Origin of the sequence: Pseudomonas sp. NY15435, assembly GCF_048068295.1 — a bacterium.
Classification (GTDB): domain Bacteria; phylum Pseudomonadota; class Gammaproteobacteria; order Pseudomonadales; family Pseudomonadaceae; genus Pseudomonas.
Map to the genome: position 1 here is coordinate 13,772 of NZ_JBLUQA010000008.1, position 25,251 is coordinate 39,022.

Here is a 25,251-nt window from a genome sequence, read left to right on the forward strand (position 1 = left end):
GAGCAAGCTCGCTGCTACAGGGTCTGCATCAGCGCAGGGCGAAGTCCGCCACGGTGCCGAGGAAGATCGCCAGCCCGGCCCAGTGGTTGTGCAGGAAGGCCTTGAAGCACTTCATCGGCTCGCGGTCGCGCGTGGAGTGAAATTGCCAGGCGAAGCAGCCCGCCGCCACGGCCAGGCCCAGGTAGTAATACAGGTGCATGGCCAGCTTGTTGCCGGCCAGGATCAGCAGCAGGAGCATCAGGCCCTGCAGGCTCAGGTTGATCACCCGGTCGGCGTCGCCGAAGAGGATCGCCGTGGACTTCATGCCCATCTTCAGGTCGTCCTCGCGGTCGGTCATCGCGTAGTAGGTGTCATACGCGACCGTCCACAGCACGTTGGCGAAGAACAATAGCCAGGCTACCGCGGGCAGGGTGCCGCTGGCCGCCGTAAAGGCCATCGGGATGCCCCAGGAGAACGCCGCGCCCAGTACCACCTGCGGGTAGTAGGTGTAGCGCTTCATGAAGGGGTAGAGCGCGGCCACGGCCGCGCCACCGAAGGACAGCCAGATAGTCTGCTCGTTGGTGCACAGCACCAGCAGGAAGCTCAGCCCCAGCAACACGAAGAAGGCGATCCACGCCTCGCGCACGGTGATCCTGCCGGTCGCCAGCGGGCGTGCCTTGGTGCGTTCGACGTGGCCGTCGAGCTTGCGGTCGGCGAAGTCGTTGATCACGCAGCCCGCCATGCGCATCAGCACGGTGCCGAGGACGAAGATCACCAGGTTCTTCACGCTCGGCACACCGCCGCTGGCCATCCACAGCGCCCACAGCGTTGGCCAGAGCAGCAGGTAGATGCCGATCGGCTTGTCCATGCGCGTCAGCTGGATGAAGTCCCAGGCGCGGGGATGCAGGCGGGCGAGGGGTTTGATCAGGGCGACGAACATGGCGGCCTCCGGAAAGCGATCCGGGAATTATACGGGCTGTTGTTCCACGCGGTGCCACAGTGTCGGCAGGAATACCTCGGCGACCAGCACGCCCAGGCCGTCGCGGCTGAAGCAGGAGCGGCGGCCCCAGAGGCGCTCGGCGCGCACTTCGGCCGGCAGGCTGGCGGCCGGGTAGCGGCAGACCTCGATGGGCCCGCGCTGGAAGGCGCGATCGCTGAACAGCAACTCGCCCAGGGAGCGCGTGCCGAGCAGGCGCAGGTCGAAGCCCGAGCCCTCCAGCGCCGAGCGTGCTGCCACGCTGCGGGCGAACACCCAGGGCGTGTCGTGGCCTTTCAGGTACACCTCGCGAACCCAGCCCTGGCTGCCATCGGGCACGCCCAACGCGGCGCATTCGTCGGTGCGCAGGCGGTGCCAGCCCTCGGCCAGCGGCTGCACGGCAAAGGCCCCGTCAGACAGCGCAGTCAGGCGGCGTGTCAGCGAACCCTCGTCGAACAACCAGCCCACCACCTGGGCGGCGGGCGCGGGATGCAACTGGGCGGCGGTAAGCCAGCGGGGCGGATGGATCAGGGCGGCTTCGGGCACGGTTCGGACTGCGGTTGGCCAGGGACGCGGCAGCTTAACATGGCGGCTTTGCGGCTCCGATTGCGTTGTCCGCAACAGTGCCTTGCGCAAAACCCCACCAAAGGTTTGGCCGGCCATCCGGTGTTTTTCCAGGGGCTTGCGCCGCAAGCCCATCGCCAGTACAAAGCCGGACATTGGATGCACCGACGTCCAAGCGACAAGAACATGAGGGTGATAGCTGATGAAGAAGTGGCAGTGCGTGGTTTGTGGCCTGATCTATGACGAAACCAAAGGCTGGCCGGAAGAGGGCATCGCCGCCGGGACCCGCTGGGAAGACGTGCCGGAAGACTGGCTGTGCCCGGATTGCGGCGTCGGCAAGCTGGATTTCGAGATGATCGAAATCGGCTGATCCCGCCAGGATCGATTCCCGCGACGGCGGCCTTCGGGCCGCCGTCTGCGTTTGTGACGCCAGCAGGCCGCTGCCATGCGCGGTAGACTGGGCGGACGCCGGATTGGCCTTGCTGACGCTGTCCGGCGGCACGGGCGCCGTTGGCCGGCGCGATAAAGTACGTTAGGTTCACTTCGCGATCGCAGGAGGGCTTGGCTGATGCGCAAATGGCAATGCGTGGTCTGTGGCTTCATCTACGACGAGGCACTGGGCCTGCCGGACGAGGGCATCGCCCCCGGCACGCGCTGGGAAGACATTCCGGCGGATTGGGTCTGCCCGGATTGCGGCGTGGGCAAGATGGACTTCGAGATGATCGAAATCTCCTGAGAATCCATCCATGACAGGGCTGCGCGTCGGCATAACTGCATTGGAAGCGAACTCGGAAGCCACTTGTGGCTAACGCACTTTAGTGCGGCCCCGGAGGGGCGAGCGGAGCGAGTCATGCTCATGTACTGACGTACACTCCGCGCCCTCGCTCGCTTCCGCCTTGTTCTGCTCTAGCTCGCCCTGTCCTGAATGGACTCTTGGTGGCAGAACTAACATGCGGCGGCTTCCGGGCCGCCGTTCCGTCTTTACGCTGTGGCGATTTTGAGGTGAGAGAGCAATGAGCGACAACGCACCGCTGGTGATCATCGGAACCGGCCTGGCCGGCTACAACCTTGCCCGCGAGTGGCGCAAGCTGGACAGCGAGACGCCGCTGCTGCTGATCACCGCGGATGACGGCCGCTCCTACTCCAAGCCGATGCTCTCCACCGGCTTCTCCAAGGACAAGGACGCCGACGGCCTGGCCATGGCCGAAGCCGGCGCAATGGCCGACCAGCTCAAGGCGCGCATCCTCACCCATACCCGTGTTACCGGCATCGACCCGGGCCACCGGCGCATCTGGATCGGTGAAGAAGAAATCCACTACCGCGATCTGGTGCTGGCCTGGGGCGCCGAGACCATCCGCGTACCGGTCGAGGGCGATGCCCAGGACCTGATCTTCCCGATCAACGACCTGGAGGACTACGCACGCTTCCGCAGTGCTGCCGCCGGCAAGCGCCGTGTGCTGCTGCTGGGTGCCGGCCTGATCGGCTGTGAATTTGCCAATGACCTGTCCAGCGGCGGCTACCAGATCGACGTGGTGGCGCCCTGCGAGCAGGTCATGCCGGGCCTTCTGCATCCGGCGGCGGCGCAGGCCATACAGCAGGGGCTGGAAGGTCTCGGCGTGCGCTTCCACCTCGGTCCGGTGCTGAACAGCCTGGTGCGCGCCGGCGATGCCCTGGAAGCGCACCTCTCCGATGGCCAGGTGATCGCCTGCGACCTGGTTGTCTCCGCCGTCGGCCTGCGCCCGCGCATCGATCTGGCGGCTGCTGCCGGCCTGGATATCAATCGCGGGGTAATGGTCAACCGTGAACTGCGTACCTCCCACGCCAACATCTACGCCCTGGGTGACTGCGCCGAGGTTGACGGCCTCAACCTGCTCTACGTGATGCCGCTGATGTCCTGTGCCCGTGCGCTGGCGCAAACCCTGGCCGGCAAACCGACACCAGTGGCCTATGGCGCGATGCCAGTGACCGTGAAGACGCCGGTGTGCCCGCTGGTGGTGTCGCCGCCACCGCGCGGCAGCGAGGGTGAATGGCAAGTGGAAGGCTCTGGCCCGGACCTCAAGGTCCTGTGCCGGGATACCGCCGGTCGATTGCTCGGATATGCCCTGACGGGGGCCGCCGTGAGTGAAAAACTCTCCCTGAACAAGGAGTTGCCTGCACTGCTGGCGTGACAGGCGTCGCCAATGGCGTTTTTGCCGTGGGAAAGTGCCCGCAAATTGTCAGACGATACTGGCGTACCAGCTTACGGCGTGCCATTCTCCCCCCGTCTGCCGCAGCCTAGAGCCTGTACGGCAAGCCTGCGGTGCCTTGGGCGCTGTTGGGAAGACAGCACGGACACAACAACAACAAACCGTCAAAGAGGCATTTATGCGTAAACCAGAACTCGCCGCCGCGATCGCCGAGAAGGCCGACCTCACCAAAGAACAAGCCAACAAGGTGCTGAACGCGCTGCTGGATGAAATCACTGGCGCGCTCAACCGCAAGGACAGCGTTACCCTTGTCGGTTTCGGTACCTTCGTTCAGCGCCACCGTGGCGCCCGTACCGGCAAGAACCCGCAAACCGGTCAACCGGTCAAGATCAAAGCCAGCAATACCGTTGCCTTCAAACCGGGCAAGGCGCTGAAAGACGCGGTCAACTGATCGCGTCTGACCCGGAGCCAGAGCGGCTCCGGGTTGCCTCCTCCAGTTACATAATCCCTCCAAAAGACCGGATGTAGTCCGTTTTCAAACTGGCTACAATGCGCAGACTTTTGTCTCGAACGTCGAGGTTTGTGCATGAAATTCCGTCTTCTCCTGTGGATGCTCGGTCGCTTGATGGCCAAGGCCAGCCGCGAAAACCCGGCGTTCCAGAAGCAGCTCGAAGGCAAGGACCTGGTGTTCCAGCTCCACACCCTCGATGGCAAGGTTGCCCGCCACTACATCGTCAAGGACCTCAAGGTCAGCGCCCGTCGCGGCACCCATCCCAGCCCCGCCTTCGCCTTGGGCTTCAAGGATGGCGCCTACGGTTTCGCCACTATGACCGCAAAGAATCCGCAGCTGGCGTTCATGCAGGGCATCCAGAACAAGGACATTCAGATTCAGGGCAACCCCGGCCTGGTGATCTGGTTCCAGGGCCTGGTGAAGTACCTCAAGCCGAAGAAGAAAGCCGCGCCGGCCAGCGACAAGAAAGCCGCCTGAGGCGGCCACAAAAAAGCCCTCTTGAGAGGGCTTTTTTGTGGGTGCAGATAACGGCTTTTCGTAGGAGCGAGCTTGCTCGCAAACCGGAATCGCTCGGTGCTATTGGGTTCGCGAGCAAGCTCGCTCCTACAAGAGGAAGCCCGGCTTCGCTCAGTGCGCGGGATTGAACTGGCTGGCCAGCTCGCGCAGCACCGCTTCGGCGTCGAGTACCTTGCGCACGGCGTCTTCGGCCTTCTCGCGCGGGATATCCAGGCGATCCAGCAGGTCCTGCGGAATATCGGTCTCCGGGCCGCTGCCGATACCGTGGTTGCGCAACAGGCGGGTCGCCAGGCAGACCAGGTTGGCATAGGCCGAGCAGTCGCCAGCGTAGGAGGGGTCGTGCTGGAAGCGCAGCGCGGTGTAGATCTCTTCCGGCATGTCCCAGGTGCGCATCAGCCAGGCGCCGATCTGCTCGCGGGTAATGCCCAGCAGGTGCTGCTCGACGAGGTTGTGCTCGACGTGCGGGTTCACCTCCAGGTGCCGGCAGATCAGCGAGAAATGCGGCGGGAAGATATGCGCCAGGACCAGGTAGCCGATGCTGTGCAACAGGCCGCCGAGGTAGGTCAGGCCAGCTTCCGGGCGCTCGGCGCGCGGCACGGCGCGGGTCAGCCCCTCGATCACCGCAGCGGTGTAGATCGCCTGGTGCCAGTAAGGCGTGGCGTGCTGCGGCTGGTCCTTGGGCAGGCTCAGGGTCTTGCCCAGGGCCAGGCCGAGGGCGAGATTGATCACCAGGTCGAAGCCCAGCACGCGGACGATGGCGTCCTCCACCGAGCGGATCTTGCCCGGGGCGGCGTAGTAGGGCGAAGCGGCCCAGCTCACGACCTGCGCGGCCAGCGCCGGGTCGGTCTCCACCACGCCGGTGATGTCATCGACCGTGGCGTTGGGGTCGACGCGCAGCTTGATGATCTTCTGCGCGGTTTCCGGCAGTGGCGGAATCTCGATGGTTTCCTCGAGGCGCTGCTGGATGCGGCGGGCGGTGAACGCCTGCACGGCCTGGGTGATTTCCTTGCGGTCGTCGTCCGGGCGATCAAGGTTCGGTCGGATCGATTCCAGCGGCACGCCGAAGCGCGCGGCGCTGGCTTTCTCCAGCAGGCTGCGGAAGGACGTCGTGGGGATTTCCAGCAGGACGCCCGGCGCGCCGGACTCGATCAGCAACTGCGGTTCCTGCAGCAGGCGCTCGTCATACAGACAGGGCGAGCTGGTCAGCGGTGGCAGCGCCGGCAGGCGGCCGAGCTGGTGCTTGCCGAGCATGCGCTCCAGGCGATCGGGCTTGACCGCCACCAGCTTGCGGCCGGTGAGTTCGGCCAGGCGGTTCAGGTCCAGCAGTTGGCTTTGCGGGAACAGTACCAGCAGGGTGCCAACGGCATCTTCCAGCAGGCTGGCCTGCACCCGGCGCGCGGCCGGGAGCGTGGTGGCATCGCAGACTTCGCGAGACGGTATGCCCAGCTTGGCGAGCAGCTGCAGGATGACCTCGGGGGCCTGCGAGGAGTCGGATGGGGCGCGTGCGGCGTCGCTCATGAATGTGATCCGGTTATCAACGGCTGGGTCGGAGTATAACCACGCAGTCAGCGTGACCGAGCAGTCAACTGACCGATGAAAGTGAAATAGATCACACTTGTCCGTATTGCTGCCCGTGTCTCAGCCAGCGTGCCAGCAACGGGCTGACCGATTGCGGCCAGTGCGCCAGCAGGGCCTGGGCGGCATCGCGCACTGCTGGCAGCAGGTCGGCGTCGCGCATCAGGTCAGCCACCTTGAATTGCAGCAGGCCGGTCTGGCGGGTGCCGAGCATCTCGCCGGGACCGCGCAGCTCCAGGTCTTTCTCGGCGATGACGAAGCCGTCGCAGGTCTCGCGCATGATTCCCAGGCGCTCGCGGCCGATCTGCGACAGCGGCGGGTGGTAGAGCAGCACGCAGTGGCTCGCCGCGCTGCCCCGGCCGACGCGGCCGCGCAGCTGGTGCAACTGGGCCAGGCCCAGGCGCTCGGGGTTCTCGATGATCATCAGGCTGGAGTTGGGTACGTCCACGCCGACCTCGATCACCGTCGTCGCTACCAGCAATTGCAGCATGCCTTCCTTGAAGGCTTCCATGACCACGGCCTTGTCCGCCGGCTTCATGCGTCCGTGGATCAGGCCGACGCGCAGTTCGCCCAGCGCCGAGGAGAGCTCCTCGTAGGTGGTCTCGGCGGCCTGGCAGGTGAGTTCTTCGGATTCCTCGATCAGCGTGCACACCCAGTAGGCCTGGCGGCCCTCCGCGCAGGCGGCGCGCACCCGTTCGATCACTTCGATGCGGCGGCTATCGGCCACCAGCACGGTGTTCACCGGGGTACGGCCGGGCGGCAGCTCGTCGAGGATCGAGGTATCCAGGTCGGCATAGGCGCTCATCGCCAGGGTCCGCGGGATGGGCGTGGCGGTCATGATCAGTTGGTGCGGGCAGAGGCGGCCGTCGACGCCTTTCTGGCGCAGGGCAAGGCGCTGCTGCACGCCGAAGCGGTGCTGCTCGTCGATGATCACCAGGGCCAGGCGCTTGAACTTCACCTCGTCCTGGAACAGCGCGTGGGTGCCGACAATCATTGGCGCGCCGCCGGCGATCTGTTCCAGCGCGCTGGCGCGGGCCTTGCCCTTGAGCTTGCCGGCCAGCCAGGCGACTTCGATGCCCAGCGGCTGCAGCCACTTGGTGAAATTGAGGAAGTGCTGTTCGGCGAGGATTTCCGTCGGCGCCATCAGCGCTACCTGGTAGCCGGCTTCCAGCGCTTGAAGAGCGGCGAGGGCGGCGACCACGGTCTTGCCGGCGCCCACGTCGCCCTGCACCAGGCGCAGCATGGGTTCGGGCTGGGCGAGGTCGTAGGCGATTTCCGCGCCGACGCGCTGCTGTGCACCGGTGGGCTTGAAGCCGAGGTTCTTCAGGTACAAGGCCGGCAAGCGTTTGGCTGGCGGCAGTTGTGGCGCGGCCTGGGAGCGTACGCTCTCGCGCAGGCGTTGCAGCGACAGCTGGTGGGTCAGCAATTCTTCGAAGGCGAGACGATGCTGCGCCCAGTGGCGGCCTTCGGCGAGTTCTTCCAGGTCGGCGTCCGGTGGTGGCCGGTGCAGGTAGCGGATGGCTTCGTCCAGCGGGCCCAGGCGGTAGTCGCGCGCCAACTCCGCCGGCAGCCAGTCCGGGAGGCTCGTCGGGCCCAGGCGCGCCAGGGTCTGCTCGCTGAGCTGGCGCAGGCGCTGCTGGGTGAGACCTTCCGTGGTCGGGTAGATCGGCGTGAGTGTCTGCTCCACCGGCGCCGCGGCGGCATCGGTGAGCGAGCGGTATTCGGGGTGGTAGATCTCCAGGCCCGACGCACCGGGACGTGCCTCGCCGTAGCAGCGCAGGTGCGTGCCGCGCTTGAGGTTTTCCTTCTGCGCCTGGCTGAAGTGATAGAAGCGCAGGCTCAGCACGCCAGTGCCGTCCTGCAGACGCACCAGCAGGCTGCGGCGCTTGCCCATCACCACGTCGGCGCCGGAGACCACGCCTTCGACCACTGCATCCTGTCCCGGCCGCAGTGCGCCGATGGGGGTGATGCGGGTGCGGTCCTGGTAGCGCAGGGGCAGGTGGAAGAGGATGTCCTGGAGGTTCTCCAGGCCGACCTTCGCCAGCTTTTCTTCCAGCGCGGCGCCCACGCCCTTGAGCGCGGTGACCGGGACGTTAGACAGATCGGTCATGCCGGCTCGGCTTCACCCTTGACGGTCGGCTTGGCGACCGAGCACAGGCGGATCGAGTCGGCCAGCACCTCGATGGCGCGCGGCCGCGGGAAGCTGGCGCGCCAGGCGATGGCGACGGTGCGGAAGGGGACCGGCGCGCTGAACGGGCGCACTTCCAGCACACCCGGCGCGTAGTGGTGGCTATCCACGGCGGAGAACGGCAGCACCGACACGCCCAGGCCGGAGGCAACCATGTGGCGGATGGTTTCCAGCGAGCTGGATTCCACCGTGGTGTGCTTGTTCTCGCTGCCCTTGTGGGTGGTCGGGCAGGCTTCGAGTACCTGGTCGCGGAAGCAGTGGCCCTCGCCGAGCAGCAGCAGGCTCTTGTCGTTGAGCAGCTCCGGGTCGATGGTCTTCTTCGCGGTCCAGGCGTGGTCCGCCGGCATCAGCACGTAGAAGGGTTCGTCGAACAGCTGCAGGGTCAGCACGTCGGCTTCCTGGAACGGCAGGGCGATGATGATCGCGTCCAGCTCGCCGGTGCGCAGCTTGTCGCGCAGGATGTGGGTAAAGTTTTCCTCGATGTACAGCGGCATCTGCGGGGCGACCCGGTGCAACTGCGGGATCAGGTGCGGGAACAGGTACGGGCCGATGGTGTAGATGGCGCCGACCTTGAGCGGCGAGGTCAGCTGGTTCTTGCCGGCCTGGGCCAGTTCGCGGATGCCCTGGGCCTGCTCCAGCACCTTCTGTGCCTGCGCCACGATGCCTTCGCCGACCGGGGTCAGGCGCACCGCACTCTTGCTGCGCTCGAAGATCAGTACGCCGAGCTCGTCTTCCAGTTTCTTCACGCCCACCGACAGCGTCGGCTGGCTGACATGGCAGCGCTCTGCGGCGCGTCCGAAGTGTTGCTCCTGGGCAAGCGTGACGATGTAGCGCAGTTCGGTAAGGGTCATGGCATGGAATCCGTTGAGGTGGCCCAAGCATAGCGGCTGCACCGCCGCGAACCAACCGCGCTAAACTGCCGAGCTTTGATTCGCGGAGCCAAGCATGAGCAAGAGCACCTTCCCCAGCCTGATGATCGTCGGTTGCGGTGATGTCGGCAGTCGCCTGGCACGCCAACTGGCGGCGCGTGACTGGCGCGTCCATGGCCTGCGCCGCAACGTTGCCGCGCTGCCGCTGGAGGTGCTGCCAGTGGCGGGCGATCTGGGCCAGTTGGAGTGCCCCGACTCCTGGCCGATCGGCAAGCTCGATTACCTGGTGTACTGCGCCGCCGCGTCCCAGCACGACGAAGCCGGCTATCGCGCCGCGTACGTCGAAGGCCTGCGCAATACGCTCGGCTGGTTGCAGCAGCGCGGACAAACTCCCAAGCGTCTGCTGTTCGTTTCCAGCAGTGGGGTGTACGCCCAGCGCGCGGGTGAGTGGATTGACGAAAATTCGCCCGCAGAAGCCGAAAGCTACTCCGGGAGCGTGATGCTCGAGGCCGAGCAGGTGGCGCTGCACAGCGGCATTCCCGCCAGCGTCGTGCGCCTCACCGGTATCTATGGCCCTGGCCGCGAGTGGTTGCTCAAGCAGGTACGCGATGGCTATCGCGTGGCCAGCGAGCCGCCGTTGTATGCCAACCGCATTCACGCCGAAGACTGTGCCGGCCTGCTGGCGCACCTGCTGGAGGCCGACCGCAGCGGCGTTGAGCTGGAAGACTGCTACCTCGGTGTCGATAACGACCCGGCAGCGCTGCATGAGGTAGTCGGCTGGTTGCGCGAGCAACTGGGCGTCACCCAATGGTCCGAAGAACAGACCGTGCGCCGCGCTGGCAGCAAACGCTGCAGCAACGCCCGCGCCCGCGCGTTGGGGTGGGAGCCGCGCTACCCGAGCTTCCGCGAAGGCTACGCGGCAATCCTCGCCGGCAAACAGGACTAAAGGTCTGATGGACGCCAACCGGCTGCTGGTGCGCCCCTGGTTGCCGGGAGTGGAGTTGTTCCATGCGGACTTCTCCGGGCAGCCGTTCGGCCGTCACAGTCACGATGCCTTCGCCATCGGCGCTATCCTGCACGGCGCTGGCGGCTACCAGTGCCGTGGCGCGCACCATGTGCTGCCCGCGGGAACCCTGTCGCTGATGAACCCGGAGGAGCCGCATACCGGCAACGCCGAATCCGAGCGTCTGGTCTACCGCATGCTCTACATCGAAGAATCGCGACTGCTGCCACTGCTGGGGCGCAAGCAGTTGCCGCGCGGTTTCCAGGCATTGAATCCGAATGACGACGGGCAAGTAGCGGAAGCGCTGCGGCGCGTGACAACGGAGTTCGAGCGCAACGACGCGCTGGCGCTGGAAAGCGAGTTGCTGGCGCTGCTGGAGTTGGTGTTCGTTCGCCACGGCGGTATGCGCCCGAATGCTTGCGCATCGCGCGATGGCAGCGTTCCCGCCAGGCTGCGGGATTATCTGGAAGCGAATTACCGCGAGGCGGTCAGCCTCGAAGAGCTCGCCGCGCTATTGCAGCGCCACCCGCGCCACCTGATCGAAGCCTTCCGCAACGCCTACGGCGTGCCGCCGCATACCTACCTGCTGCAACGGCGCATCCGCGAGGCCAAGCGCCTGCTGGTGGCCGGCGAGAAGCCGCTGGACGTCGCACTGGCGCTGGGCTTTTACGACCAGGCGCATTTTTCCGGCACCTTCCGCCGCTTTACCGGCGTCACTCCCGGACGTTTCCTGCACGCCACGCGGACCTGAGTTTCTTCCAAGACTGCCGCCGGCCGGCCTCTCCAGACTGCGCGATACCGCATTCGGGAGATCACCATGTTCGCCGCCTTCGCGCTGGTCGCCAGCACTCACTTCGCCGCCCTGCTGTCGCCGGGGCCGGATTTCTTCCTGCTGATTCGCGCCGCGCTGCTGCGCGGTCGGCGCCATGCCGATGGTTGTGCGATGGGTATTGCCCTGGCCAACCTGGCGAGCATGCTGCTGGTGCTGTTCGTCCTCGGCCTGCTGCCGGAAGTGGCGAGCCACGGGCTGCGTGTGGTGCAACTGCTGGGCGGCGCGTACTTCGTCTGGCTGGGCGCGCAGGCCGTGCTGGCGCGGCGGGAGCTGGAGATTCCCACGGAGCTGGGCCGGCAGCGGAGTGGAGGTTTCCTGCGGGGCATGCGCGAGGGCCTGCTCGCCAGCAGCCTGAACCCCAAGCTGCCGATCTTCTACACCGGCTTGTTCGGCGTGCTCGGCCAGTTCCACCTGCCGGGCTGGGCGCTGGGCGTGTGCGTACTGTGGATGGGGGCGGTGGTGCTGTTGTGGGACCTGTTGCTGGTGCGCCTGCTGGATCGCCCGCGCTGGCGTGGCTGGCTCAAGCGCCGGGTCACGGCGCTGGACCGCCTCTGCGGCGGTCTGCTGCTGGCGCTGGGTGGCTGGCTGCTATGGAGCGGGCTGCACTGACGCGCTCAAACGCGCCGGCCAGCCCGCTTGCGCAGATCAGTCGCGCTCCAGGGTCCAGACCTTGTTGCCTGGCGCGTAGCTGGGCATTTCGTCGGCCTGGGCGCGATTCACCGCCTCGAACAGCTCCAGCTTGTCGCCGTCACGCTCGAACAGGTACTCGCGGCCTTGCTGGCCCTGTTGCAGCCAGATGCTGTCGTTGTCGCCGCTCATGGCCGCGCAGTCGCCGGCCAGGCACAGCGCATAGCGGTCGAAGCCGGGCATGCCTTCGAGGCTGCCGTTGGACAGGAACTTGACCTTGCTGCCCTTGCCCTCGCCTTCCTCGATGATCCAGGTACCGTTGAGGTAGGCCGCGTACAGGGCGTTCTGGAAGGTGCTGCCGGCCGATGCTTGGGCGGCGGGCTGCTCTTTGGGGCGCAGGAAGCGCTGCTCGGGCCAGTTGTCGCTGCCGACCTGCACCAGTTCCTTGCCATCCAGCTCCAGGGATTCCTGGTTGCTGCCGTAGAAGTCGACACGGTAGTGCTTGGGACCTTCAGCGCTAAGCTGGCCTTCGCCGAGCTCGAAGCCGTTGCTGAAGGTGGCCTGGCTGGCCTTGGTGTCCAGCTTCCATTCCAGGTTCGGGCCGTAGGCCAGCAACGCCTCGCGCAGTTTGCCACCCTTGCCGGCGGCATCGATGGCGGCCTGGTTGACCCAGACGCCAGAAGGGTCGGACGGGGTGCCGGCGCAGCCGGTGAGCAGGCCGATCAGGGCGCTCAGGATCAGGGCGCGACGCATGTTTGCTCCTTGCGGACAAGAGAACGGGGCCGCTGGGGCCCCGTATTCACAGGTGGTGCTTATTCCAGGACGACGATGGCGTCCATCTCGACCTGCGCGCCTTTGGGCAGGGCGGCGACGCCGATGGCGGCACGGGCCGGGTAGGGCTGGGTGAAGTACTTGCCCATGATCTCGTTGACCTTGGCGAAGTGCGACAGGTCGGTGAGGAAGATGTTCAGCTTGGCCACGTCGTGCAGGTAGCCACCGGACGCCTCGATCACGGCTTTCAGGTTCTCGAAGACCTGGACGGTCTGCTCTTCGAAGCCCTCGACCAGCTCCATGGTTTTCGGGTCCAGCGGGATCTGACCGGAAACGTAGACAGTGTTGCCAGCCTTGATCGCCTGGGAGTAGGTGCCGATGGCGGCCGGGGCTTTGTCGGTGTGGATAACGGTCTTGGTCATGTCGACTCCTTAGGGTGGGATCAGCTGCGCATGCGGGTGATGCGGATCACGCCCTTGAGCGCGCGCAGCTTCTTGATGACGCGGGCCAGGTGCACACGGTCATGCACGCTGACGACGAGCTGGACCACGCTGATGCGACCGTCGCGCTCGTCCATGCTGATCTTCTCGATGTTGCCGTCGGCGGCGTTGACGCTGGTCGCCAGCAGGGCGATCAGGCCGCGCTGGTGTTCCAGCTCGACGCGCAGCTCGACGTTGAATTCGCCGGTGACATCCTTGGCCCAGCTGAGCTGGATGCATTTTTCCGGGTTGTGGCGGATTTCGCTGATGTTCCGGCAGTTTTCCAGGTGCACGACCATGCCCTTGCCGGCGGACAGGTGGCCGACGATCGGGTCGCCCGGGATTGGCGTGCAGCACTTCGCGTAGCTGAGCACCAGGCCTTCGGTACCGCGGATCGCCAGCGGGCCTTCGGCGCTGGGCGCTTCCTCGCCTTCGCTGGAGAGCAGGCGGCGCGCGACCACGTAGGCCATGCGGTTGCCCAGGCCGATCTCTTCGAGCAGGTCCTCGAAGACTTCCATGCGGTATTCGGCGAGCACGCCCTGGATGCGCTCCTGCGGGATTTTTTCCAGGTGGCTGTCGAAACCGGCCAGGGTCTTGTTCAGCAGACGCTCGCCGAGGTTGATCGACTCGGAACGGCGCTGCAGCTTCAGCGCATGGCGAATGTGCGTGCGGGCCTTGCCGGTGACCACGAAGTTGAGCCAGGCCGGGTTCGGCCGGGTGCCCGGCGCCGTGACGATCTCCACTGTCGCGCCGCTTTGCAGCGGTTCGGACAGCGGTGCCAGGCGGCGGTTGATGCGGCAGGCGATGCAGCTGTTGCCGACGTCGGTGTGCACCGCGTAGGCGAAGTCGACCGCCGTGGAACCCTTGGGCAGCTCCATGATGCGGCCCTTGGGCGTGAAGACGTAGACCTCGTCCGGGAACAGGTCGATCTTCACGTTCTCGATGAATTCCAGCGAGTTACCGGCGCGCTGCTGCAGTTCGAGGATGCCCTTCACCCACTGGCGGGCGCGGGCGTGGGTACCTTTCTGCGCTTCTTCCTCACTGGACTTGTACAGCCAGTGCGCGGCGATGCCGTGGTTGGCCATCTCTTCCATCTCGCGGGTGCGGATCTGGATCTCGATGGGCACGCCGTGCATGCCGAACAGCGTGGTGTGCAACGACTGGTAGCCGTTGGCCTTGGGAATCGCGATGTAATCCTTGAAGCGACCGGGGAACGGCTTGTACAGGTTGTGCACGGCGCCGAGCACGCGGTAGCAGGTGTCGACCTTGTCGACGATGATGCGGAAGGCGTAGACGTCCATGATCTCGTTGAACGCCTTGCGCTTGCCGCGCATCTTCTTGTAGATGCTGAACAGGTGCTTCTCGCGGCCCAGGACCTGGCCTTCCATGCCTTCGCGGGCGAGGCAGTTGACCAGCGATTCCTGGATCTTGCCGACGATCTCGCGGCGGTTGCCACGGGCCTTCTTCACCGCCTGGCGGATGCGCTCGGAGCGCATCGGGTGCATGGCCTTGAAGCCCAGGTCCTCGAATTCCACGCGCATGCTGTGCATGCCCAGCCGGTTGGCGATGGGCGCGTAGATTTCCAGGGTTTCCTTGGCGATGCGCCGGCGCTTCTCGCCGGACAGCACTTCCAGCGTGCGCATGTTGTGCAGGCGGTCGGCCAGCTTCACCAGGATCACGCGGATATCGCGCGCCATGGCCATGGCCATCTTCTGGAAGTTTTCGGCCTGCGCCTCGGCCTTGGACTCGAAGTTCATCTGGGTCAGTTTGCTGACCCCGTCCACGAGTTCCGAGACGGTTTCGCCGAACTGCGCGGTGAGCGCTTCCTTGGCGATGCCGGTGTCCTCGATCACATCGTGCAGCATGGCCGCCATCAGGCTCTGATGGTCCATGTGCATGTCGGCGAGGATGTTGGCGACGGCGAGCGGGTGCGTGACGTATGCCTCGCCGCTGCGGCGGCGCTGCCCGTCATGGGCCTGCTCGGCGTAGTAGTAGGCGCGACGAACCAGATTGACCTGGTCCGGGCCGAGGTAGCTCGAAAGACGGTCGGCGAAGGCATCTATGCTCGGCATGGAGTTGCCTCCTGCCGAGCGGCCAGTCGCGGCGCGCCGATTCGTCGGCCCGACATCGACTTACAGGGCCTCGTTGTTGGCCTCGTCTTCGAAAGCAGCGAACAGCGGTTCTTCTTCAACCACGTCCTCCAGCAGAACGATTTCATTGTCAATCAGGCCGGAAGCGATTTCGCGCAGAGCAACGACGGTGGGCTTGTCGTTTTCCCACGGTACCTTGGGCTCTTTGCCGCCGGTAGCCAGTTGGCGCGAACGCTTGGTGGCGAGCATGACCAGCTCGAAACGGTTATCGACGTTGTCCAGGCAGTCTTCAACGGTGACGCGGGCCATGGTGTTCCTCGTTGCTAAATGGAAGCCCGGAGAAAGCCGGGCGGACTGAGTAGTTTAAAAAATCGCCAATCTTTATGGAAGTGCCTTCTCTCGGCTACTTCAGGCCAGCAAGCGCTGCAGCAGATCGGTGTGGCGCTGCTGCTGGGCATCCTGGCGCAGCTGGCGGGCGCGGAAAATCGCCTTGAGATCTTCCAGAGCGTGGGCGAAATCATCATTGATCACCAGGTGATCGTATTCCACATAATGGCTCATTTCGCTGACGGCTTCCTGCATGCGCCGCTCGATCACCTCGTCGCTGTCCTGGCCGCGGTTGGTCAGGCGCTGGCGCAGGGCTTCCTGGGTCGGTGGCAGGATGAAGATCGACTGCGCCTGGGGCATCAGCCGGCGCACCTGCTGCGCACCCTGCCAGTCGATCTCCAGGATCAGGTCGTTGCCTTCTGCGAGGGTCTTCTCGACCCAGCGCTGGGAGGTGCCATAGAGGTTGTCGAAGACTTGCGCGTGCTCGAGGAATTCGTTGCGCTCGAGCATGGCCCGGAAGGTGTCGTGGCCGACGAAGTGGTAGTTCACCCCGTCCACTTCGCCCGGACGCATGCCGCGGGTGGTGTGGGAGACGGAGACGCGCACGCTGGGCATGGCGTCGAGCAGGGCCTTGACCAGGCTGGTCTTGCCGGCGCCCGACGGCGCGGAAACGATGTACAGGGTGCCGGACATGGCGCTTTCCTGGAGTTGCGGTGGATTGGGGCCGGATGCGTCCGGCTTACTCGATATTCTGAACCTGTTCGCGCATCTGCTCGACCAGGACCTTGAGGTTGACCGCAGCCTGGGTGGAGCGCGGGTCGAAAGCCTTCGAACCTAGAGTGTTGGCCTCGCGGTTGAGTTCCTGCATCAGGAAGTCCAGGCGTCGGCCGGCGGCGCCGCCAGCCTTGAGCACGCGGCGCACTTCGGTGACGTGAGTAGTCAGGCGGTCCAGTTCCTCGGCGACATCGCTCTTCTGCGCCAGCAGGACCATTTCCTGCTCCAGGCGCTGCGGGTCGAGCTCGGCCTTCATCTCGGTGAAGCGGTCGAGGATCTTCTGGCGCTGGTTGGCGAGCATTTGCGGCACCAGCTCGCGCAGGTTGACCACTTCCTCCTGCATGGCGCTCAGGCGCTCGTCGATGATCTTCGCCAGTTCCGCGCCTTCACGGGCGCGGCCGGCCTTGAGTTCGTCCAATGCCTGGTTGAAGGCGGCCAGGGCACTGGCATTGAGCGCTTGCGGATCGGCGGCATCGCCCACCAGTACGCCCGGCCAGGCCAGCACGGCCAGTGGGTCGAGCGGGGCCGGTTGCTGGATCAGGCTGGCGACGGTCTCGGCGGCGGCGACCAGTTGCGCAGCGCGCTCGCGGTCAACTTGCAGCGCCTTGCCGGCGTTTTCCTCGTTGAAGCGCAGGGTGCATTCCACCTTGCCGCGCGACAGGCCCTGGCGCAGGGCTTCGCGCACCGCGCCTTCAAGGTCGCGGAAGGCTTCGGGCAGGCGCAGATTGGGTTCAAGGTAGCGGTGGTTGACCGAGCGCAGCTCCCAGCTGAGGGTTCCATGGGTGCCGGCGCGCTCGACGCGGGCGAAAGCGGTCATGCTGTGGACCATGGAGGTACCTCTCTGAAAGGGCTGGGAAACGTCCGACAGGTCGTCGGAAACCGGTAATTGTACCCCAGCGTGGCGCTCAGCAGCACGCCGGCGGTGGTTGCGCCCGTCCGCTGGCCTCTATAATGGCGGACATTCCCCCGCCAGTAATCTGTACAGGATGCCTCCATGAACCGTCCCAGTGGCCGCGCCGCCGACCAACTGCGCCCGATCCGTATCACCCGCCATTACACCAAGCATGCCGAGGGCTCCGTGCTGGTCGAGTTCGGCGACACCAAGGTGATCTGCACCGTCAGCGCCGAATCCGGTGTGCCGCGCTTCCTCAAGGGCCAGGGCCAGGGCTGGCTGACCGCCGAGTACGGCATGCTGCCGCGTTCCACCGGTGAGCGTAACCAGCGCGAAGCCGCACGCGGCAAGCAGGGTGGCCGTACCCTGGAAATCCAGCGCCTGATCGGCCGCTCGCTGCGCGCTGCGCTGGACCTGAGCAAGCTGGGCGAGAACACCCTGTACATCGACTGTGATGTGATCCAGGCCGACGGCGGCACCCGCACCGCTTCGATCACCGGCGCCACCGTGGCGCTGATCGACGCGCTGGCCGTGCTGAAGAAGCGCGGCGCACTCAAGGGCAACCCGCTCAAGCAGATGGTCGCCGCCGTTTCCGTGGGCATGTACCAGGGCGAGCCGGTTCTGGACCTGGACTACCTGGAAGACTCCGCCGCCGAGACCGACCTGAACGTGGTCATGACCGATGCCGGTGGCTTCATCGAAGTCCAGGGCACCGCCGAGGGCGCGCCCTTCCAGCCGGCTGAGCTGAATGCCATGCTGGAACTGGCGCAGCAGGGCCTGCGCGAACTGTTCGAACTGCAGCGCGCTGCGCTGGCGGACTGATCTGACGGGCGGCGAATCCGCCCGACCATCAAGTGCAAGGAGCGAAAGGATGAGCGACGAAGTACCGGTACAGCAGGTTCAGCCGAGCCAGGAAGCCCGGCAGTGGGCGATGTTTTGCCACTTCGCCGCCTTCCTTGGCTTCATCTTTCCCTTTGGCAATCTGCTCGGGCCGCTGATCGTCTGGCAGATCAAGCGTGAATCGGACCCGTTCGTGGACCGCCAGGGCAAGGAAGCGCTGAACTTCCAGATCACCGTGAGCCTCGCGGTGGTGGTCAGCTTCCTGCTGATGCTGGTGGTGATCGGCTTCTTCCTGCTGGGCCTGGTGAGCATCGGCGCGCTGGTATTGACCATCATCGCCGGGATCAAGGCCAACGAAGGGCTGGATTACCGCTATCCCTTCACCTGGCGCCCGATCAAGTAGCCGAAGAATTCCAGGCACGAAAAAGCCGGCATCAAGCCGGCTTTTTTCTGTCCGCCTTGCGGCGGCGCTACGGGACTCAGATGCTCAGGGTCCAGTCGTAGTCCACGATCAGCGGCGCATGCTGCGAGAAGCGCGGCTGGCGCGGCAGCTTGGCGCTGCGCACGAAGCGGCGCAGACCCGGCGTGAGGATCTGATAGTCGAAACGCCAGCCCAGGTTGAGCAACTCGGCCTGTTCGCTTTCCGGCCACCAGCTGTACTGGTCGCCTTCGCGGTTGACCTCGCGCAGGGCGTCGACATAACCCATGGTGCCGAAGATCTCATCCATCCAGCCCCGCTCCGGCGCCATGAAGCCCGGCGATTGCTGGCATTCGCGCCAGTTCTTCACGTCCAGCTTCTGATGCGCGACGTACAGCGAGCCGCAATAGATGTATTCGCGGCGCTTGCGGCGCTGCTTGTTCATGTACTGGGCGAAATCGTCCATGAACTTGAACTTGTGGTTCAGGTTCTCGTCCCCTTCCTGCCCGGTAGGCAGCAGGAGAGTGGCGATACTCACCTTATCGAAATCGGCTTGCAGGTAGCGCCCGTAACGATCGGCCATCTCGAAACCCAGGCCGCTTATGACAGCCTTGGGTTGCAGACGACTATAGATTGCGACGCCGCCCTGACTGGGCACTTCGGCATCGCAGGCGTACAGGAAGTAGCCATCCAGTTGGTAGGACGGGTCATCCAGATCGAAAGCGGAGGCGCGGGTATCCTGCAAGCAGATCACGTCGGCATTCTGGGCTTGCAGCCAACTGAGCAAACCACGCTCGGCTGCAGCCTGAATACCATTCACGTTCACACTGATGATCCGCATAAATGGCCCCCAAAATCACGTGTGTGTATGATACCCGAGCTCAAACGGTTTAGCTAAATTCATACCGGCCGGTTCTCTCCCATGCAGCCATATCAACGCGATTTCATCCGCTTCGCCATCGAGCGCGGCGTTCTTCGTTTCGGCGAATTCACCCTCAAGTCCGGGCGCACCAGCCCGTACTTCTTCAATGCCGGCCTGTTCAACACCGGCGTTGCGCTGTCCCAGCTGGGTCGTTTCTACGCCAGCGCGGTGGTCGACAGCGGCATACCTTTCGACGTGTTGTTCGGCCCGGCCTATAAAGGAATACCGCTGGCGGCCGCTACAGCCATTGCGCTGGCGGAACAGCACGGCCGCGACCTGCCCTGGTGCTTCAACCGCAAGGAAGCCAAGGACCACGGCGAAGGCGGCACGCTGGTCGGCGCCCCGCTGACCGGCCGCGCGCTGATCATCGATGACGTGATCACCGCTGGCACCGCGATCCGCGAGGTCATGCAGATCATCGACGCCCAGGGTGCCCAGGCCGCCGGCGTACTGATCGCACTGAACCGCCAGGAACGCGGCAAGGGCGAGCTGTCGGCAATCCAGGAAGTTGAACGGGACTTTTCGATTCCGGTCGTAAGCATTGTCTCGCTGGAACAAGTGCTGGAGTATCTGGCCGGTGACGGGCAGCTCAAGCAGCATCTTGCGGCTGTCGAGGCGTATCGAGCGCAGTACGGTATCTAACCGCAACCAGGATCTCGGGCATGGCCAAGCAGGGTGCTTACCGCTACAGGGTGTTGATGGGGCTTCTGGGAGCCATGCTCGCAGGCCAGGCGGCGGCTGCCGGTCAGCCCACCAGTCAGGTGGAGATGTACCGCTACGTCAATGACAAGGGCATCACCGTCATCGACCGCCTGGGCGTGCCGCCGCAGTACATCGGCAAGGGTTACCAGGTGCTCAACGAGCAGGGCCGGGTGATCCGCGAGGTGCCGCCGGCGCCGACCGCTGCCGAGATCGAACAGCGCAAGGCGGACGCCGCCCGCGCCAGTTCCGATCAGCAGCTGATGCGCATGTACACCAGCGTCGAAGACGTCGACCGTGCCCGCGACCGCAAGCTGTCCGAGCTCGATGGGTTGACCAGCGTTGCCAAGGGCAACCTGCAGTCGTTGAAGATGCAGCAGGCCAACCTGCAGGCCCGTGCCGCCGACCAGGAGCGCGCCGGGCGCCAGGTGCCGGCCGAACTGGTCACCCAGTTGGGCAACCTGCGCGATGACGAGCAGCGCCTGCTGCAGGACATTGCGCGCTATCAGCAGTTGCGCACGCAAGCCGTGAGCAGCTTCGGCGAGGACCGCGCCCGCGTCGCCCAGTTGGTGGGCAACTGAGCCGCCCTGTTGGCGCTTACTGTTGTGGCGAGACGCGCTCGAATTCGTTGATCTTCCCGCGCAGCCAGTCCGGCAGGGGCTGGCTCGTCCGATCCTCGCCGGCGTAGGCGTAGATCAGCTCCCCCAGCGTCAGCGGGGTTTCCTCACACCAGATCGATACCTGGAAGGTCAGGCTGCTGCGGCCCAGCCGGCTGACGCGCACGCCCATCTCCAGCCAGTCGTCGAAGCGCGCTGGCGCCAGGTATTCCAGGGTGGTCTTCACCGCGAACAGATCGCCGCCGCCGCGCAGCAGGTCGGCCGGGTAACTCACGCCCAGGTGGCGGTAGTACTCGGTAGTGGCGACGTCGGCGTAGGTCAGGTAATTGCCGTTGAAGACGATCCCTTGCGGGTCCACTTCCGACCAGCGCACGCGCAAGCCGTGGAAGAAACTGAAGTCGTTGCGGGAAACGGGGGACGCGGCCATGTCAGGAAGCTCCTGAAGACCTGTTCGAGGCAGAACATCCATGCGGCGGAAGCAGCTTCGAACAGGCGGAAAAACACCCGCGTGGATCGCTCCAGGCGGGTGTCGTTTTCGATCAGCGCTGTTTGCGGTTGGTGATCAGCGTACCGACACCGCTGTCGGTGAAGATCTCCAGCAGCACGGCGTTGGGCACTCGGCCATCGATGATGTGCGCGCTGGTTACGCCGCCCTGCACCGCTTCCAGGGCGCAGCGGATCTTCGGCAGCATGCCGCCGTAGATGGTGCCGTCGGCGATCAACTCGTTGACCTGCTCGGTGGTCAGGCCGGTGAGCACCTGGCCCTGCTTGTCCATCAGGCCGGCGATGTTGGTGAGCAGCATCAGCTTCTCGGCCTTCAGCGCTTCGGCCACCTTGCCGGCGACCAGGTCGGCGTTGATGTTGTAGGACTCGCCGTTGGCGCCCACGCCGATCGGTGCGATGACCGGAATGAAGTCGCCCTGCACCAGCATGTTCAGCAGGTCGACATTGACCCCGGTGACTTCGCCCACGTGGCCGATGTCGATGATTTCCGGCTTGGTCATCTCCGGCGTCTGGCGGGTGACGGTGAGCTTCTTCGCGCGGATCAGCTCGGCGTCCTTGCCGGTCAGGCCGATGGCGCTGCCGCCATGACGGTTGATCAGGTTGACGATGTCCTTGTTCACCTGGCCGCCGAGAACCATCTCCACCACGTCCATGGTTTGCGCGTCAGTGACGCGCATGCCATCGATGAAGTGGCTTTCGATCGACAGGCGGCTGAGCAGGTCGCCGATCTGCGGACCACCACCATGGACCACCACCGGGTTGATGCCGACGGCTTTCATCAGCACCACGTCGCGAGCGAAGCTGTTCTTCAGCTCGTCCGTTTCCATGGCGTTGCCGCCGTACTTGATCACCAGCGTCTTGCCGACGAAGCGGCGGATATAGGGCAGGGCTTCGGCAAGGACGCGGGCAACCTGGGCGGCGTCATCGCGGCTCTGGGTCATGGTGGGCTCCGGCATAGTCTTACTTGAGGGTCAGAAGGGCAGGCTGAGGGCGGGATCGACCGCTTTCAGCTGGGTGCGGAACACTTCCTTGATGCGTTCCAGTTCGTCCTGGGAATCCGCCTCGAAACGCAGGACCAGCACCGGAGTGGTGTTGGACGCACGAACCAGGCCCCAGCCTTTGGGGTAATCCACACGCACGCCGTCAAGGGTGGTGAGGTTGGCTTCACCCCACTGACCGCGGGCCTGCAGCGCCTCGATCAGGGCGAACTTGCCCTCGTCGGTGACGGTGATGTTGATTTCCGGGGTGGAGATGTCCATCGGGAACGCGGAGAACACGCGCTCGGCATCGCGCTTGTCCAGGCTGATGATTTCCAGCAGGCGCGCGGCGCTGTAGATGCCGTCGTCGAAGCCGTACCAGCGCTCCTTGAAGAAGATGTGGCCGCTCATCTCGCCGGCGAGCAGGGCGCCGGTTTCCTTCATCTTCTTCTTGATCAGCGAGTGGCCGGTTTTCCACATCACCGGACGGCCGCCGTAGCCGCTGATCAGCGAGATCAGGCGACGGGTGCATTTGACGTCGAAGATGATGTCGGCGCCCGGGTTGCGCGATACCACGTCCTTGGCGAACAGCATAAGCAGGCGGTCGGGGTAGATGATGGTGCCTTCGTTGGTCACCACGCCTACGCGGTCGCCGTCGCCGTCGAAGGCCAGGCCCAGGTCGGCGCCGGTTTCCTTCACCTTGGCGATCAGGTCTTCCAGGTTCTCGGGCTTGCCCGGGTCCGGATGGTGGTTGGGGAAGGTGCCGTCGACGTCGCAGTACAGCGGGATGACGGTGCAGCCCAGGGCTTCGATCAGTTGCGGGGCGATCACGCCGGCCACGCCGTTGCCGCAGTCCACCACCACTTTCAGCGGCTTGGCCAGGGCGATGTCATCGCGAATCTGCTGGAAGTAGCGCGGCAGGATGTCTACCTGCTGCACGCTGCCCACGCCGGAAGCGAGGTCGCCGTTCTGGATGCGCTCGCGCAGGGCTTGGATCTGTTCGTTGGCCAGGGTCTCGCCGGCGACGACGATCTTGAAGCCGTTGTAGTCCGGCGGGTTGTGGCTACCGGTGAGCATCACGCCGGATTTGCCTTCCAGCACGTTGGCCGCGTAGTAGAGGACCGGGGTTGGCACCATGCCCACGTCGGTGACCTGGCAGCCGCAGTCGAGCAGGCCCTGGATCAGGTGCTGGACCAGTTCCGGGCCGGACAGGCGACCGTCGCGGCCAACGGAGACGCACGGCTCGCCGCGCGCCAGGCTTTCGGAGCCGATCGCGCGGCCGACCCAGTAGGCGGTTTCAGTGGTCAGGGTATCGCCAACCACGCCACGGATGTCGTAGGCGCGGAAGATGCTGGCGGGCAGTTGCGGGGCTTTAGGCGTGCTCATAGCAGGGGGGTGCTCCAATCCCAGGAGATCCTGGTCTTCATCAAGAATGTCGATGTCCAGAATGTCGGTGTTCTGGAATAGCGGATCGACCAATGGTGATTCGGCGGCAGCGGTCGGGGCGCTTGCAACGGCGGCAGCCGGAGTCGGCTGGACGGGCGCTGCAGGCGCGGCGGGGGCGCTGGCACCGGGTGTTTCGGTCTTGCGGCGCGGCTGGCGAGCCAGCGCCTGGGCCAGTGCCTGCAGACTCGGCAGGCTCAGCTCAGGTGCTTTGGCAGTGCGTTGGCCGGCGAGTTCCTGAATGAACTGTCCCAGGGCCTGGGCATCTTTGCTGATCCGGCGCTGCATCGCACTTTGCGCAAGATAGAGGCCCAGCAGGCCGCCCACTAGTGCCAGCAGCGCGGCGATGCCCAGCAGGGCCGGCGAGTACAGCTGGCCGGTGACGGTCGGGCCGGGGGTGAAGCTCAGTTTCCAGTTCGGATTGCCACTGGGCAGTTCCGCGGCGGCGGTATTGCTGGCCTGGCCACGCTGCAGCAGAACCTGGGCGGGCGAGTTGCCGAACTGCTGGGAAAGCTGCAGTTGGCCGATATCGGCGGACATCGGCGGCAGGTTGCCGAGCAGGCGTTGCAGATCGACGACCAGCAACAGCGAGCCCTGGATCGAGTTATCCGCCGCGCGCAGGGCAGTGGGGCTGTAGACCAGCCAGCGGGTGCCCACCTTGTAGGCTTCCGGCGCCACGGCCTGGCCGCTTTCAACGCGGTGCAGCATGTCCAGCGCCGCATAGTTCAGCGGACCGGGGCGGGAGGTGTCCTGCACGGCCTGGCCATTGGCGTTCAGGTGAACGTCGATCAGCCCGTCCAGGTGGCCCTGGGTCAGCGCTTTCTCCAGTGCGGCGATGCGTGTCGGATCATTGCTTTGCAGGGTCGGCAGCAACTGCGGGTCGCCCGCCATGGCGCGGCTGTCCGCGGCCAGCAGATTGAGAGACTGGCGCAGTGCGCCTGCCTGGCTTTCCGACCAGGCGCTGCTCAGCTGGCTGACGTGCGCCTGGTCGGCCTGGCCGAACAGGCTGAACCACAGCAGCGCGCCGGCTGCAGCCACGCCGCCCACGGTAAGGACGAGGGATGGCAGCAGCGGCTTGAGGTCGACCCTGGGAGCCGTTCCCTTGACGGGCTTCTCCGCCGGTACGAGTTCCGGCAGCTCGGCGCTGTCCTTGGCAGTGCGTTGGAAAAGTTTCATGCAACGTCTCCTCGGCGATTCATCCTGAAATGGGTAAGGGTCAATGGCTGCCGGAGTGACCGAAGCCGCCGGCACCGCGCTGGCTCTCGTCGAAGCTCTCGACCAGCTCGAAATGCGCCTGCACCACCGGCACCAGCACCAGCTGGGCGATGCGCTCGCCGATGGCGATCTTGAAAGCCGTCTGGCCGCGGTTCCAGCAGGAGACCATCAGCTCACCCTGGTAGTCCGAGTCGATCAGGCCAACCAGGTTGCCCAGCACGATGCCGTGCTTGTGGCCCAGGCCCGAGCGCGGAAGGATCAGTGCGGCCAGGCCCGGATCGGCGACGTAGATGGACAGGCCGGTGGGGATCAGCACGGTCTGGCCCGGCTCGAGGACGCAGTCCTCCTTGAGCATGGCGCGCAGGTCGAGGCCGGCGGAACCCGGGGTGGCGTACTGCGGCAGCGGAAATTCGCTGCCCAGGCGGGAGTCGAGGATCTTGGCTTGCAGGGAATGCAT

The 25,251-nt window shown here is 65.2% G+C and carries 28 protein-coding genes; 12 read left to right on the plus strand and 16 right to left on the minus strand.

Annotated elements, in window-relative coordinates; all coding sequences use genetic code 11:
- Nucleotides 1-28: 28 nt before the first annotated feature.
- Nucleotides 29-919 carry a 4-hydroxybenzoate octaprenyltransferase gene (ubiA, locus tag ACNFH5_RS19375; protein WP_416748699.1) on the minus strand — a complete coding sequence of 297 codons (891 nt, stop codon included), beginning with the start codon at nucleotides 917-919 and terminating at the stop codon, nucleotides 29-31.
- A gap of 27 nt (nucleotides 920-946) precedes the next feature.
- A complete protein-coding gene (locus tag ACNFH5_RS19380; protein WP_416749135.1) occupies nucleotides 947-1,486 on the minus strand; it encodes a chorismate lyase in 540 nt (179 codons plus the stop codon).
- Nucleotides 1,487-1,721: 235 nt separating this feature from the next.
- Here ACNFH5_RS19380 and ACNFH5_RS19385 point away from each other — a divergent pair, with 235 nt between their 5' ends.
- The 5 genes from ACNFH5_RS19385 to ACNFH5_RS19405 all read left to right on the plus strand — a co-directional run bounded on the left by ACNFH5_RS19385 (nucleotide 1,722) and on the right by ACNFH5_RS19405 (nucleotide 4,693).
- Nucleotides 1,722-1,889, plus strand: a complete 168-nt coding sequence (locus ACNFH5_RS19385; protein WP_015479573.1) for a rubredoxin — start codon at nucleotides 1,722-1,724, stop codon at nucleotides 1,887-1,889.
- A gap of 198 nt (nucleotides 1,890-2,087) precedes the next feature.
- Nucleotides 2,088-2,255, plus strand: a complete 168-nt coding sequence (locus ACNFH5_RS19390; protein ID WP_045217729.1) for a rubredoxin — start codon at nucleotides 2,088-2,090, stop codon at nucleotides 2,253-2,255.
- 277 nt (nucleotides 2,256-2,532) lie between these two features.
- Nucleotides 2,533-3,687, plus strand: coding sequence for an NAD(P)/FAD-dependent oxidoreductase (locus ACNFH5_RS19395; RefSeq protein ID WP_416748701.1), 1,155 nt, complete (start codon nucleotides 2,533-2,535; stop codon nucleotides 3,685-3,687).
- A gap of 196 nt (nucleotides 3,688-3,883) precedes the next feature.
- On the plus strand, nucleotides 3,884-4,156 hold the full coding sequence (locus tag ACNFH5_RS19400) for an HU family DNA-binding protein (RefSeq protein ID WP_017520695.1): 273 nt from the start codon (nucleotides 3,884-3,886) through the stop codon (nucleotides 4,154-4,156).
- 135 nt (nucleotides 4,157-4,291) lie between these two features.
- Nucleotides 4,292-4,693, plus strand: coding sequence for a helicase (locus ACNFH5_RS19405; protein ID WP_416748704.1), 402 nt, complete (start codon nucleotides 4,292-4,294; stop codon nucleotides 4,691-4,693).
- A 150-nt stretch (nucleotides 4,694-4,843) separates the two neighbouring features.
- Here ACNFH5_RS19405 and ACNFH5_RS19410 read toward each other — a convergent pair whose 3' ends face one another.
- From ACNFH5_RS19410 to ACNFH5_RS19420, 3 genes are all read right to left on the minus strand, one after another.
- Nucleotides 4,844-6,250: an HDOD domain-containing protein gene (locus tag ACNFH5_RS19410; RefSeq protein WP_416748705.1), complete on the minus strand. Its 1,407-nt coding sequence runs from the start codon at nucleotides 6,248-6,250 to the stop codon at nucleotides 4,844-4,846.
- 91 nt (nucleotides 6,251-6,341) lie between these two features.
- Nucleotides 6,342-8,417 (minus strand): ATP-dependent DNA helicase RecG, encoded by a 2,076-nt coding sequence (gene recG / locus ACNFH5_RS19415; protein WP_416748707.1) that lies wholly within the window; start codon nucleotides 8,415-8,417, stop codon nucleotides 6,342-6,344.
- Entirely contained in the window at nucleotides 8,414-9,346 is a 933-nt protein-coding gene (locus tag ACNFH5_RS19420; RefSeq protein WP_416748709.1) for a hydrogen peroxide-inducible genes activator, read from the minus strand. Before ACNFH5_RS19420 ends, recG begins: the two co-directional genes overlap by 4 nt.
- Nucleotides 9,347-9,440: 94 nt before the next feature.
- On the opposite strand from ACNFH5_RS19420, the gene ACNFH5_RS19425 reads away from it, so the two are divergent.
- The 3 genes from ACNFH5_RS19425 to ACNFH5_RS19435 all read left to right on the plus strand — a co-directional run bounded on the left by ACNFH5_RS19425 (nucleotide 9,441) and on the right by ACNFH5_RS19435 (nucleotide 11,808).
- Complete coding sequence (locus tag ACNFH5_RS19425; RefSeq protein WP_416748711.1) at nucleotides 9,441-10,310, plus strand: NAD-dependent epimerase/dehydratase family protein; 870 nt, start codon at nucleotides 9,441-9,443, stop codon at nucleotides 10,308-10,310.
- Nucleotides 10,311-10,317: 7 nt separating this feature from the next.
- The gene (locus ACNFH5_RS19430) at nucleotides 10,318-11,118 is read left to right on the plus strand and encodes an AraC family transcriptional regulator (RefSeq protein WP_416748713.1); all 801 of its coding nucleotides are present in this window, start codon (nucleotides 10,318-10,320) and stop codon (nucleotides 11,116-11,118) included.
- A gap of 66 nt (nucleotides 11,119-11,184) precedes the next feature.
- Nucleotides 11,185-11,808, plus strand: a complete 624-nt coding sequence (locus tag ACNFH5_RS19435) for a LysE family translocator (RefSeq protein WP_416748715.1) — start codon at nucleotides 11,185-11,187, stop codon at nucleotides 11,806-11,808.
- Nucleotides 11,809-11,844: 36 nt separating this feature from the next.
- Here ACNFH5_RS19435 and ACNFH5_RS19440 read toward each other — a convergent pair whose 3' ends face one another.
- The 6 genes from ACNFH5_RS19440 to ACNFH5_RS19465 form a co-directional block, all read right to left on the minus strand.
- Nucleotides 11,845-12,579 carry a hypothetical protein gene (locus ACNFH5_RS19440; RefSeq protein ID WP_416748717.1) on the minus strand — a complete coding sequence of 245 codons (735 nt, stop codon included), beginning with the start codon at nucleotides 12,577-12,579 and terminating at the stop codon, nucleotides 11,845-11,847.
- 59 nt (nucleotides 12,580-12,638) lie between these two features.
- Nucleotides 12,639-13,019 (minus strand): RidA family protein, encoded by a 381-nt coding sequence (locus tag ACNFH5_RS19445; protein WP_024762056.1) that lies wholly within the window; start codon nucleotides 13,017-13,019, stop codon nucleotides 12,639-12,641.
- Nucleotides 13,020-13,039: 20 nt separating this feature from the next.
- Nucleotides 13,040-15,148 (minus strand): bifunctional GTP diphosphokinase/guanosine-3',5'-bis pyrophosphate 3'-pyrophosphohydrolase, encoded by a 2,109-nt coding sequence (gene spoT, locus ACNFH5_RS19450; RefSeq protein WP_416748720.1) that lies wholly within the window; start codon nucleotides 15,146-15,148, stop codon nucleotides 13,040-13,042.
- Nucleotides 15,149-15,208: 60 nt separating this feature from the next.
- Nucleotides 15,209-15,475 (minus strand): DNA-directed RNA polymerase subunit omega, encoded by a 267-nt coding sequence (gene rpoZ / locus ACNFH5_RS19455; protein WP_045217709.1) that lies wholly within the window; start codon nucleotides 15,473-15,475, stop codon nucleotides 15,209-15,211.
- 99 nt (nucleotides 15,476-15,574) lie between these two features.
- A complete protein-coding gene (gene gmk / locus ACNFH5_RS19460) occupies nucleotides 15,575-16,186 on the minus strand; it encodes a guanylate kinase (protein ID WP_416748722.1) in 612 nt (203 codons plus the stop codon).
- 46 nt (nucleotides 16,187-16,232) lie between these two features.
- The gene (locus ACNFH5_RS19465) at nucleotides 16,233-17,096 is read right to left on the minus strand and encodes a YicC/YloC family endoribonuclease (RefSeq protein WP_416748724.1); all 864 of its coding nucleotides are present in this window, start codon (nucleotides 17,094-17,096) and stop codon (nucleotides 16,233-16,235) included.
- 165 nt (nucleotides 17,097-17,261) lie between these two features.
- Here ACNFH5_RS19465 and rph point away from each other — a divergent pair, with 165 nt between their 5' ends.
- The gene (rph, locus tag ACNFH5_RS19470; RefSeq protein WP_015479557.1) at nucleotides 17,262-17,981 is read left to right on the plus strand and encodes a ribonuclease PH; all 720 of its coding nucleotides are present in this window, start codon (nucleotides 17,262-17,264) and stop codon (nucleotides 17,979-17,981) included.
- A 49-nt stretch (nucleotides 17,982-18,030) separates the two neighbouring features.
- Nucleotides 18,031-18,402 carry a DUF4870 domain-containing protein gene (locus ACNFH5_RS19475; protein ID WP_416748726.1) on the plus strand — a complete coding sequence of 124 codons (372 nt, stop codon included), beginning with the start codon at nucleotides 18,031-18,033 and terminating at the stop codon, nucleotides 18,400-18,402.
- 76 nt (nucleotides 18,403-18,478) lie between these two features.
- On the opposite strand, the gene ACNFH5_RS19480 is transcribed toward ACNFH5_RS19475, so the two are convergent.
- Entirely contained in the window at nucleotides 18,479-19,258 is a 780-nt protein-coding gene (locus ACNFH5_RS19480; RefSeq protein WP_015479555.1) for an exodeoxyribonuclease III, read from the minus strand.
- Between the two features lie 81 nt (nucleotides 19,259-19,339).
- Here ACNFH5_RS19480 and pyrE point away from each other — a divergent pair, with 81 nt between their 5' ends.
- Both pyrE and ACNFH5_RS19490 read left to right on the plus strand, forming a co-directional pair.
- A complete protein-coding gene (gene pyrE / locus ACNFH5_RS19485; RefSeq protein ID WP_045217699.1) occupies nucleotides 19,340-19,981 on the plus strand; it encodes an orotate phosphoribosyltransferase in 642 nt (213 codons plus the stop codon).
- 20 nt (nucleotides 19,982-20,001) lie between these two features.
- Nucleotides 20,002-20,619 carry a DUF4124 domain-containing protein gene (locus ACNFH5_RS19490; protein ID WP_416748729.1) on the plus strand — a complete coding sequence of 206 codons (618 nt, stop codon included), beginning with the start codon at nucleotides 20,002-20,004 and terminating at the stop codon, nucleotides 20,617-20,619.
- Between the two features lie 16 nt (nucleotides 20,620-20,635).
- On the opposite strand, the gene ACNFH5_RS19495 is transcribed toward ACNFH5_RS19490, so the two are convergent.
- The 4 genes from ACNFH5_RS19495 to dut form a co-directional block, all read right to left on the minus strand.
- On the minus strand, nucleotides 20,636-21,082 hold the full coding sequence (locus ACNFH5_RS19495) for an acyl-CoA thioesterase (protein ID WP_416748731.1): 447 nt from the start codon (nucleotides 21,080-21,082) through the stop codon (nucleotides 20,636-20,638).
- 112 nt (nucleotides 21,083-21,194) lie between these two features.
- On the minus strand, nucleotides 21,195-22,100 hold the full coding sequence (gene argB, locus ACNFH5_RS19500) for an acetylglutamate kinase (protein ID WP_024762065.1): 906 nt from the start codon (nucleotides 22,098-22,100) through the stop codon (nucleotides 21,195-21,197).
- Nucleotides 22,101-22,130: 30 nt separating this feature from the next.
- A complete protein-coding gene (locus tag ACNFH5_RS19505) occupies nucleotides 22,131-24,755 on the minus strand; it encodes a phosphomannomutase/phosphoglucomutase (protein WP_416748733.1) in 2,625 nt (874 codons plus the stop codon).
- Nucleotides 24,756-24,795: 40 nt separating this feature from the next.
- A complete protein-coding gene (gene dut, locus ACNFH5_RS19510; RefSeq protein WP_416748735.1) occupies nucleotides 24,796-25,251 on the minus strand; it encodes a dUTP diphosphatase in 456 nt (151 codons plus the stop codon).